This window comes from Feifania hominis, from assembly GCF_014384765.1.
GTDB classification, from domain to species: Bacteria; Bacillota; Clostridia; order Oscillospirales; family Feifaniaceae; genus Feifania; species Feifania hominis.
Genome location: NZ_JACRSP010000002.1, coordinates 724,107 through 733,821 on the forward strand (window position 1 = coordinate 724,107; position 9,715 = coordinate 733,821).

A 9,715-nucleotide genomic window follows, 5' to 3' on the forward strand; every position below is an offset into this window, starting at 1 on the left:
GGTAATTCCACCTTTCCTTGGTCTTTGTTTATTTTTCCGGTTTCCGCGGATGGGGTACAGAGTCATACGCCTACAGTCCGTTCAGCTCTCGAACACGGTGGCAGGATACAAAGTGATTGGGTCTGACCTCCTCGTGGGCTGGCGTAGTCCGGAAGCAGACGTCGGCGGCATAGGGACACCTGGGAGCAAACCGGCAGCCGGGCTTGGGATTGATGGGAGAAGTGATCTCCCCTTTGAGCTCGATGTGCTTCTTTTCGTGGTCGATGTCGGGCAGAGGCACAGCTGACAACAGCGCTTTCGTGTAGGGGTGAAGCCGGTACTCAAACAGCTCGTTTGACGCGGCTTTCTCAACCGTCTGTCCCAAATACATGACCATGATGTCATCCGATATGTACTTCACCACGGACAGGTCGTGCGTCACAAAGATGTAGGTCAACTGCCGCTCATCCTGAATGTCGCGCATCAGATTCAGAATCTGCGCCTGAATGGACACATCCAGAGCGGACACCGGTTCGTCGCAGACGATGAAGCTGGGATTGATGATAAGCGCCCGAGCGATGCCGATTCTCTGCCGCCGTCCGCCGTCGAGTTCATGAGGGTAGGTGTTCACATATCGCTCGGCAAGCCCCACGATCTTCATGGTTTCATAGACGCGCTGCTTGATCTCCTCTTCCCCTGCATCGGTCATGATGCGCAGAGGCTCGGCGATGGATTGGTAGAGGCTCATGCGGGGATTCAAAGAGGAGAAAGGATCCTGAAAGATGATCTGCATCTTCCGGCGCAGCTGGGAGAGCTCCTTGCGGTTCACATGCGTGATGTCCTGTCCCTCAAAGAAGATCTGTCCTGCGGTGCTCTCCTGCAGGTGGAGGATCGTCCGCCCCAGAGTGGACTTGCCGCAGCCGGATTCTCCCACTACGCCCAGAGTCTTGCCTTTCTCGATGGTAAAGGTGACATCATCCACCGCGTGAACAACGCCTGCCGCGACGGGGAAATATTTTTTCAGGTGTCTGACGTCAAGAATGGGTTCTCTCTCAGACATGATCGGCTTCCCCCTTTCTAAAGCAGGAGTGGTGATGACAACGAACCAGATGGCCGGGAGATATCTCCCTGAGTTCCGGCAGAGCGCTTTCACACTCCTGCGTAGCGTAGGGGCAACGCTCACAGAACTTGCACCCCTCCGGCAGATTTGCAGGGTCCGGCATCAGCCCCTTAATGGGCTGCAGCCTCTTACTGTCCCCTGCAGCGTTCGGCAGAGAGTCAAAAAGACCCTTGGTATACGGGTGGGCGGTGTGGTGAAAAATGGCCTCCAGGTCGCCCAGCTCCACTACTTCGCCGGCGTAGATCACCGCTACCCGGTCGCACATCTCTGCGATAATGCCCAGATCGTGGGTGATCATCAGCACCGATGTTCCAAATTTCTTTTTCAGGTCGTTCATCATATCCAGCACCTGGGCCTGAATGGTCACATCCAGGGCGGTGGTGGGTTCATCGGCCAGCAGCAGCTCCGGAGAGCATGCAAGGGCGATGGCGATCACGATACGCTGTATCATACCGCCGGAAAACTGGTGGGGGTACTCGTCGTACCGCTCGCGGGGAATGCCCACTGTTTCCATCATATCTCCCGCCAGCTTCCTTGCCTCCATCCGGCTGCACTGCCTGTGAAGCCGGATGACCTCGGTGATCTGCTCACCCACGGTATCGACCGGGTTGAGAGCGGTCATGGGGTCCTGGAAAATCATGCTGATCTCAAAGCCCCGTATCTGCCGCATCTCTCTCTTTTTCAGTCTGTAGATGTCCATGCCCTTGTATTCGATCGTCCCGCCTACCAGCTTGCCCGGCGGACTGTCCAGCAGCCGCAGGATGCTCAGGGCAATGGTGGTCTTGCCCGCTCCGGTCTCTCCCACCAGTCCCAGAGTCTCTCCCTTGTTGATGGTGAGCGACACATGGTTGACCGCCTTGCTGGTACTCTCTCTGGAGATGTAGTAAACAGAAAGATCGTCGATCTTCAGAAGCTCCTCGCCCAGCTCGACATCCTTTTTGCCCGGAATGACGCCGTGCTTCACATCAGCCATTGTTCTTCCCTCCTTAACGCTTCAGTCTGGGATCCAGCGCATCCCTCAGCGCGTCGCCGACCAGATTGAAACTCAGTACGGTGAGCGCAATGCAGATGCCGGGGAATGTGACCAGATATGCCTGCTTGAGAATGTAATTTCGGCCGGCAGAGATCATGCTGCCCCATTCGGGGGTAGGCGGCGTCACGCCCAGGCCGATAAAAGCCAGCGAGGAGGATGTCAGGATACCCACAGCCATGTGCATGGTGATCTCCACAATCAGCTGAGACGACACATTGGGGAGAATGTACTTCCAGATAATCCGAAGATCGTTGGCGTCAGTCGCGCGGGCAGCCTCGATGTACTGCTGCTCCTTGACCGACAGCACCGGCCCGCGCATCATCCGGGCAAAGGGCGGGACAAAGGAAATGCTGATGGCTAGAATCGCGTTTTGAAGACCTCCGCCCAGCGCCGAGGAAATGGCAATGGCCAGCAGCACACTGGGTATGGAACTCAGAATATCCATACATCTCATGATGACGGCGTCCACCCGGCCACCGTAAAAGCCGGCCAGCGCGCCGAGCAGCGTGCCGAACACAGTGGCGAATGCAGTTGCCGCTGCGCCGATCAGCAGACTGGTCCGCCCGCCGTAGAGCAGCCGACAAAGAACATCCCGCCCCAGATTATCCGTTCCGCAGGGATGGGCCGCGCTGGGGAAGAGAAACATCTGGCTGGTGTCCTGCACATCGTATCCGCCGGGATAGAGCACCGGGGCAAGTAGGCAGGCCACTACCATAATGACAATAATGGACAGGCCCAGCACACCCAGAGGGTTTCGGATGAAGCGGCCCATGGCCTCGCTCCAGAGGGAGCGCTGGCGAATCGTTCTCGTGGTCTTACTCATGCTGCAGCTCCTCCTTCCTCCGGCAGTTCTCTCTTTTTTGAGCGCTTTGCCGACCGGGCAAACGTCCCTTTGATTCTCGGGTCAATAAAGGCGTACGCCACATCGATCAGCAGATTGATAACCGTAACCGTGATAGCAGTCAGAATGATGGAGGCCCGCAGCTGGGGGAAGTCCCGGTTGTTGATCGACTCCACCATGAAGCGGCCCAGCCCGGGGATGGCAAACATCTGTTCAATGATCATGGTGCCGCCCAGGGCGGTGGCAAAGTGCATTCCAATTGCGGTCACGATGGGAATCATGGCATTGCCCATGATGTGATGCCATACCACCACGCTCTCTTTCTGCCCCTTGGCCCGCGCTGTCCGGACAAAATCCTGACGCACATTGTCCAGTACCGAAGCGCGCACATTTCTCATGTAGGCCGCAGCGGACAGAATGCCCTGCGCCAGAGCTGGCAGCACCCAGTATTTTGGTCCATACCACCCCGATACTGGGAACCATTTGAGCTGGACGGCAAACAGAATGATCAGCATCAACGCAAACCAGAAAGTCGGTATTGAGCTTCCCAGCATGCCGAAGACACGGGCCAGATTATCTTTCCATGTGTCGCGGTTCAGAGCCGATACGACCCCGAGAATCAATCCCAGCGAAAAGCCCACCACATTGGTTGCAATGGCCAGAACAAATGTCACCGGCCAGCGGGCGAGGATCTCGGAGGTGACCGACTGACCCGTCCGGTAGGAGGTCCCCAAATCGCCTCTGGTCACAATGCCCCACAGGTATTTGCCGAACTGAACAAGCAGCGGATCGTTTAACCCATAAGATTCTCTCCACTCCTCCAGCTGCTCCGGCGTGGCGTCAGGCCCCAGCTTCATCAACGCGGGGTCGCCCTTGGCCATAAACTGGAGCACATAAATCAGGAAGATCACCGCAATGAGTACCGGAATGAGCTGAAGAATTCGTTTTAACACATACTTTACCATTTCCCGCCTCTCCCCTCTGATCTAATTAAATGAACAAATAATTTATTTTATGATTATTTTAATGACCCATATTGATCTATAGGCGTATTGTAGCACATTTTTCTACAAAGTCAACTCTTATCAATTTGACTTTTTCGTGAATTTTGTCTTAATTTATTCTTTTTATTATCTTTTAATGATTATTTTAGCGTTTTAATAGCAGATTTATTTCTGTTTTAGTCCTAATTTCGATTCTAAATTTGTAAATATTTCTGAATTTTACTCTTTTATTTTAGATTATAATATTTTTATGATTGATTTTTTGAGTATTATTCGTTATTGTAGAAGTAAAGTTGTTCAGATAGATAGGGAGTGATCTGTCATGTCTTCCATTCTGGTCATCGATACCGGCTCCTCCAGCATGCGCGGAATTCTGTTTGATGAGGAGGGCCGTATGGCATTCACCAGGCAGCAAAAATACACCATGTATACTGCGCCCGGCGGCATCGCCGAGTATGACCCCGGCGATTTTGAGAGCTGTCTTCAGGCGATCTGTAGCTGCTGTGTCCGGTGGGCCGGCGACAGCGGCGTCTCCATCGGCGCGCTCTCTTTCACCAGCCAGCGCAGCAGTATCCTGCCCCTATCGGCCGAGGGCAAGCCTCTCGGCCGCATTATGACCTGGTATGACAAACGGGCCGCAGCCATCTGTGAAGAGTTAAAGCAGCGCCACGCTCAGGAGATCTATCGGATTGCCGGTATGCTGCCCACCCCCGTTCTCTCCGCCCCCAAGATCGCCTGGCTGAGACGTCACAGACCCAGGATCTATGCCGCCTCCCACAAAATTCTGGGCATCCATGACTACCTGATTTATCTCTGTACTGGTGAACTCGTCACCGATGTGACTCTGGCGAGCCGGACCAATCTGATGGATGCCCGCTCTCTCACCTGGAGTCCACGTCTGCTGGAGATCTTTGAGGTCGATCAGGAAAAGCTGGCCCAGCTGCTGCCAGCCGGGTCCGTCGCGGGATACGTCACGCCCACCTTTGCCGAGGCCACCGGTCTCACCGCTGGAATTCCGGTCGTCTCGGCCGGCGGCGATCAGCAGTGCAGCGTTCTGGGGCAGGGCCTGTTTCGCCCCGGCATGGCAGGGCTTACCTGCGGCAGTGGCGCATATCTGGCCGCCGTTACCAATCAGCCCGTCTTCGACTCCAAAGCTCGAGTCAACTTGAATGCCGCTGTGACGCCCGGGCACTGGATTCTGGAGGCCAGCACGCTTTCCAGCGGCACCGTACAGGATTGGTTCGACCGCACTTTCTACGGCCCTTCGAGCAGCTGTGCTCCATTGAGAGATCTGTATCACGAGATCGAAGCTGCTCCACCCGGAGCCAACGGTGTCTTAATGCTTCCCGATCTGGCGGGAAAGGGCTGTCCGGACTGGGATCATTACGCCCACGGTATTTTTTATAACATGGGGCTCTCCACCACCCGCTCAGACTGCGCCCGCGCCATGCTGGAAGCGCTCGCCGCCGAGATTGCCGAGTGCTATCAGGTCTTTCGGGAACTGCTTCCCTCCCTGGCTGGTCTCAGTGTGACCGGAGGGCTGACCAAATCGTGTATATTCAATCAAATAATCGCTGATATGATTGACTTTCCTGTCAATAAATGCCATAATGAGGAAGCCACAGCCATTGGTGCGTTCGTAGTTGCTGCCTGTGCTCTGGGGCAGATTGGCTCCCCAGAGGAAGCCGCCCTTTTCAGCAGCAGCCAAGGGAACGGGCACTACACACCGAATCCAGAGCGTGTCTCTCTTTACAGACGGATCAACCAGGCCCGACGAATCCTGTATGAAAGCATCCCTGGTCGGCAGCTCACCGACCTGCTCACTCCGGGTCTATAAGGAGGTTTTTCATGAAAAACAGTCGCACTACCATCCAGCATCGACAGACCCAATTGCTCAAGACTCTTCGTCAGAGGCGTTCTGCCTCGGTGAGTGATCTCGCCGAACTGTTGGAGGTTTCCCCCATCACAATTCGCCGCGATCTCGATTACCTGGAAGAGCAGAAGCTGGTTACCCGCTATTTTGGTGGTGCCCAGGCAGTTGGTTCTGTCACCGAAGATGATGAGGTTGCCTACCTGAGCACCACCACGCAGCATCTGGACTGTAAGCAGGCGGTTGCTCGCCGGGCGGCCGAGCTTTTGCAGGACGGCGATACCGTTTTTATCAACTCGAGTGCCACCGCCCTGCTCATCTATCCCTACATCACCAAAAATGTAATGGTTATAACCAACAACGGCCGAAGTCTTCTGGTCAATCGCCCCGTCAACGTGGAGCTGCTGCTCACCGGCGGCGAAGTCTCGGGCAACAAGCAAAGTCTGGTCGGTGAATTCGCAGTGCAGATGCTCTCCGGCATAACAGCGACAAAGTGTGTTCTGGGCGTCAGCGGCATCAGTGTGGAGGGTGGTATCACAAGCCGCGTCATCCAGGAGACCGCCATCAACCGTACCATGCTTCAGCGCTGTTCGGGCGAAAAAATTGTGGTTGCGGATCACACCAAGATCGGCTTGGAACACAACTTCTTTACGGGCAATCTGGCCGACGTTACCCGCCTCATTACCGATTCCAACGCAGACCCTTCCAAGCTGGATGATATCCGTCGAGCGGGCGTCATCGTGGATGTGGTCGAGACAATATAAGTACAAGCTGTTGTACATTCACTTTCTCCAATTCGAGTTGGGCTCGCCAAAATAAATTTTTCACCAGTAACAAAAGAGCCGCCCCAGCAGGGCGGCTCTTTTATCTCGCAGCGCAAAAAAGAGAACCCGATTTTCCTCGGATTCTCTTTCGGCAGGGGCAGAAGGGATCGCAGGCCGCTTCGCGTCCCATACGCTCGGCCTTTCGTTCAGGGGTCCCCACGAAAACACGGGGTTTTCGTGGGGATGAGGAGGCGCAGCGCAATGAGTGCGCCGACAACTTTTGAAAAAAGTTGTCGCAAACGATATGGAGCTTGCGGCGACGATCTTTCGGCTAAAAACATACCACCGGCATGTTTTTTTAACGCCGAAACCCTCTCGGGTTCGATCCCGCTTGTACTGTTTTCGCGCAAAAAAAGAGAACCCGAGTCTCCTCGGATTCTCTCTTGGCAGGGGCAGAAGGGATCGAACCCTCGGCACGCGGTTTTGGAGACCGCTGCTCTACCAGCTGAGCTATACCCCTATATCGCCTTTTTACGGCGGATTTCATTATACCAACAAACGGCGCAGTCTGTCAAGAAGCGCTTTCACTTTTCCCCCGTCGCACCGTGATTTCCGGCAGTGTCTCGAGACAAACTGCGGCCCGGTTCAAGTTCTCCGCCCGCACCAGTATGTAATCTGTGTCGAAAGTCGAAACAGCGAAAAGACTGATATCCTCTCGCGCAAGTTCCCCGCTGATTTTTGCCAGGATACCCACCATGGAAAACGGCAGCGGTCCCTCAATGCGCATGGCCCTCCACCCGTCCTCCCGCGCCACGGTCTCCGGTGGGACATCCTGTGTACGGCAGACAAGCGAGCACTCCATATCCGTCGTGGCGGTAAAGACAAACGGCCGGTTCAGCAGATTCGACACAACGGCCTCAACCTTGCAGACCGAAAATTCCCATGGAAGAACCTCAATGACCATATCAGCCTCCTACAGGATGCCGACCGTGCGGAACACAAAGATCCAGGCCGTCAATGTGACCACGGAAAACAGTGTTGTCCCGACGATGATAGAGGATGCCAATTCACTGTCTCCACCCATATTTTTCGCCATGATATAGCTGTTTGCCGCCGTGGGCGAGCAGAGCATGACCAGCAACACCAAAAGCTCCTGTGTGCCAAATCCGAGCTTCACAGCGATGGGAATGAAAATCAACCCCTGAAGTACCAGCTTGTAGGCGCAGGCGAGAAGTGTCCCGCCAAGGCGGCTTTTGATATTACCGAAGTTGAAATTGGCACCGATCATCATCAGTGCCAGAGGCGTTGCAATGGTTCCGCAGTAGTCCAGTGTCTTGGTCACGAGAAACGGGAATTGTACCCGTAAAAGCGAAAACGGCAACGCAATCAGAATGGAGATGATCAGAGGATTGGTCGCAATGTTTTTCAGCAGTCTTGACACGGTGACTTTCTCTTTGGTCACACCACGCGTGGTAAGCGCAAGCACAGACAGAACATTGTAAAACGGTATGACAAAGGCAATGACCAGCTGTGCCACTGCGACATCATCCACCTGCAATACATTTTTCACGAGAGCCACGCCGATAAAGACATAGTTGCTGCGAAAGGCCCCCTGCACAAAAGCGCCGACTTGAGATTTGTCTTTGAGAACCAACTCACCAAGCACCCACGCGACGATGAAGCCAACAACAGTCACTCCCACCGCGAATAGGACAAACTTGGCGTCAAAGACCTCTCGGATATCCGCCGTGGCAAGGTCAAGAAACATACTTGCCGGCAGTGCAAGATAAAAGACAATCTGGTTGACTTTCTGCACTACCTCGGCGGTTATCATGCCAAGCCGGCGTAAAAACCAGCCGATTATCATAATAAGAAACAGTGGCATGACAGTATTGATACTAAACAGTAGGTTCCCCAACGGAATTACTTCCCCTCTTGTATTATTATTGTATGATATTATCATAACTCATTGCCCCGCACCGGGCAATTGCAGATGCGAGAAAAGCAGTGGTTCCTTTGAGAAAATCACATTGTGCACATACCATTTATTCCATTGGTGCAGTCCAATGGCGCGGCAATACTATTCCATACCAACTCCGTCATAAAAAAGTGAGGCAGACAACGCAACGCCAATTCTACAGCATATTTGTTATCTCGAGGATCCTGCGTGAATTCGTCTGCGTCAGCAGGCGCAGAAAGGCCCACCAATAAAAAGGACGCACCTGCATACGTCAACAGCAGTGGGCCTTCAGTGAGGGCGTTAAAAAAACATGCCGGTGGCATGTTTTTAGCCCGATGTCCCTGTGAGGTGAGTTCGAGCCGCAGGCGATGAACGAGCCCACTTTCGGCTCTGCCGAAAGAAGGCCCACCAATAAAAAGGACGCACCTGCGTGCGTCCTTTTTATTGGTGGGCCTTCAGGGACTCGAACCCGGGACCAACCGGTTATGAGCCGGTGGCTCTAACCAACTGAGCTAAAGGCCCAAAAGAGAACAAACCGCCGATAAATTCCTCTATCGGCGGCTTGACATGGCTCCCCAAGTTGGACTCGAACCAACGACCCTGCGGTTAACAGCCGCATGCTCTACCAACTGAGCTATTGAGGAATGTTTGTGCCGGCATCGACCTATCTTCCCGGGCGGTCTCCCACCAAGTATTTTCAGCACTGCTGAGCTTAACTACCGTGTTCGGTATGGGAACGGGTGGATCCTCAGCGTCATTGACACCGGCTAATAATATAGTATATTACTACATTATCTATTTGATTGTCAACCCTCGCGCATACGAGGGAAAAAATGGTGACCCGTGGGGGAATCGAACCCCCGTTTCAGGCGTGAGAGGCCTACGTCTTAACCGCTTGACCAACGGGCCATGGTGCGCCTTCAGGGACTCGAACCCGGGACCCACTGATTAAGAGTCAGTTGCTCTACCAACTGAGCTAAAGGCGCATAACAGGGAAGTCACACACCCCTCGGTATCGAAGGGCAGTTCACACCCTCAAAATTGAATGAAAAGAGAAGAGGCAGAACTCACAAATCAAACCGTAGTAAGGTCAAGTCCTCGACCTATTAGTACCGGTCAGCTAAATACATTACTGCACTTACAC

The 9,715-nt window shown here is 54.0% G+C and carries 8 protein-coding genes, 5 tRNA genes and 1 rRNA gene; 2 read left to right on the forward strand and 12 right to left on the reverse strand.

Features of this window, described 5'->3' with window-relative positions; translation table 11 throughout:
- Window positions 1-70 precede the first annotated feature (70 nt).
- The 4 genes from H8695_RS06920 to H8695_RS06935 are packed head-to-tail and all read right to left on the reverse strand — an operon-like array spanning window position 71 to window position 3,926.
- The gene (locus H8695_RS06920) at window positions 71-1,039 is read right to left on the reverse strand and encodes an ABC transporter ATP-binding protein (protein WP_249300252.1); all 969 of its coding nucleotides are present in this window, start codon (window positions 1,037-1,039) and stop codon (window positions 71-73) included.
- Window positions 1,032-2,072 (reverse strand): ABC transporter ATP-binding protein, encoded by a 1,041-nt coding sequence (locus H8695_RS06925; protein WP_249300253.1) that lies wholly within the window; start codon window positions 2,070-2,072, stop codon window positions 1,032-1,034. The genes H8695_RS06920 and H8695_RS06925 overlap by 8 nt, the downstream gene beginning before the upstream one ends.
- Window positions 2,073-2,085: 13 nt before the next feature.
- Window positions 2,086-2,955, reverse strand: a complete 870-nt coding sequence (locus H8695_RS06930; protein ID WP_249300254.1) for an ABC transporter permease — start codon at window positions 2,953-2,955, stop codon at window positions 2,086-2,088.
- Window positions 2,952-3,926, reverse strand: a complete 975-nt coding sequence (locus tag H8695_RS06935; RefSeq protein ID WP_249300255.1) for an ABC transporter permease — start codon at window positions 3,924-3,926, stop codon at window positions 2,952-2,954. The genes H8695_RS06930 and H8695_RS06935 overlap by 4 nt, the downstream gene beginning before the upstream one ends.
- 373 nt (window positions 3,927-4,299) lie before the next feature.
- On the opposite strand from H8695_RS06935, the gene H8695_RS06940 reads away from it, so the two are divergent.
- Together H8695_RS06940 and H8695_RS06945 are read left to right on the forward strand one after the other, a co-directional pair.
- Window positions 4,300-5,814: an FGGY-family carbohydrate kinase gene (locus H8695_RS06940; RefSeq protein ID WP_249300256.1), complete on the forward strand. Its 1,515-nt coding sequence runs from the start codon at window positions 4,300-4,302 to the stop codon at window positions 5,812-5,814.
- Window positions 5,815-5,825: 11 nt separating this feature from the next.
- A complete protein-coding gene (locus tag H8695_RS06945; RefSeq protein ID WP_249300257.1) occupies window positions 5,826-6,611 on the forward strand; it encodes a DeoR/GlpR family DNA-binding transcription regulator in 786 nt (261 codons plus the stop codon).
- A 444-nt stretch (window positions 6,612-7,055) separates the two neighbouring features.
- Here the strand turns inward: H8695_RS06945 and H8695_RS06950 are convergent.
- From H8695_RS06950 to H8695_RS06985, 8 genes are all read right to left on the reverse strand, one after another.
- A tRNA-Trp gene (locus H8695_RS06950) sits at window positions 7,056-7,131 on the reverse strand.
- Between the two features lie 51 nt (window positions 7,132-7,182).
- On the reverse strand, window positions 7,183-7,575 hold the full coding sequence (locus H8695_RS06955; RefSeq protein WP_249300258.1) for an ACT domain-containing protein: 393 nt from the start codon (window positions 7,573-7,575) through the stop codon (window positions 7,183-7,185).
- 9 nt (window positions 7,576-7,584) lie between these two features.
- Window positions 7,585-8,574, reverse strand: a complete 990-nt coding sequence (locus H8695_RS06960; RefSeq protein WP_346726800.1) for an AEC family transporter — start codon at window positions 8,572-8,574, stop codon at window positions 7,585-7,587.
- A 442-nt stretch (window positions 8,575-9,016) separates the two neighbouring features.
- Window positions 9,017-9,093: transfer RNA gene (locus H8695_RS06965), tRNA-Ile, on the reverse strand.
- A 46-nt stretch (window positions 9,094-9,139) separates the two neighbouring features.
- Window positions 9,140-9,215, reverse strand: a tRNA-Asn gene (locus tag H8695_RS06970).
- A 7-nt stretch (window positions 9,216-9,222) separates the two neighbouring features.
- Window positions 9,223-9,339 (reverse strand): 5S ribosomal RNA (rrf, locus tag H8695_RS06975).
- A 66-nt stretch (window positions 9,340-9,405) separates the two neighbouring features.
- Window positions 9,406-9,480 (reverse strand) — tRNA-Glu (locus tag H8695_RS06980).
- A gap of 1 nt (window position 9,481) precedes the next feature.
- Window positions 9,482-9,557 (reverse strand) — tRNA-Lys (locus H8695_RS06985).
- Window positions 9,558-9,715 lie beyond the last annotated feature (158 nt).

Excerpts from the sequence above, each read along its gene's own strand:
- H8695_RS06930 (WP_249300254.1), bottom strand. The coding sequence starts at position 2,955 with ATGAGTAAGACCACGAGAACGATTCGCCAGCGCTCCCTCTGGAGCGAG.
- H8695_RS06920 (WP_249300252.1), bottom strand. The coding sequence starts at position 1,039 with ATGTCTGAGAGAGAACCCATTCTTGACGTCAGACACCTGAAAAAATAT.
- H8695_RS06960 (WP_346726800.1), bottom strand. The coding sequence starts at position 8,574 with ATGATAATATCATACAATAATAATACAAGAGGGGAAGTAATTCCGTTG.
- H8695_RS06955 (WP_249300258.1), bottom strand. The coding sequence starts at position 7,575 with ATGGTCATTGAGGTTCTTCCATGGGAATTTTCGGTCTGCAAGGTTGAG.
- H8695_RS06945 (WP_249300257.1), top strand. The coding sequence starts at position 5,826 with ATGAAAAACAGTCGCACTACCATCCAGCATCGACAGACCCAATTGCTC.
- H8695_RS06940 (WP_249300256.1), top strand. The coding sequence starts at position 4,300 with ATGTCTTCCATTCTGGTCATCGATACCGGCTCCTCCAGCATGCGCGGA.
- H8695_RS06925 (WP_249300253.1), bottom strand. The coding sequence starts at position 2,072 with ATGGCTGATGTGAAGCACGGCGTCATTCCGGGCAAAAAGGATGTCGAG.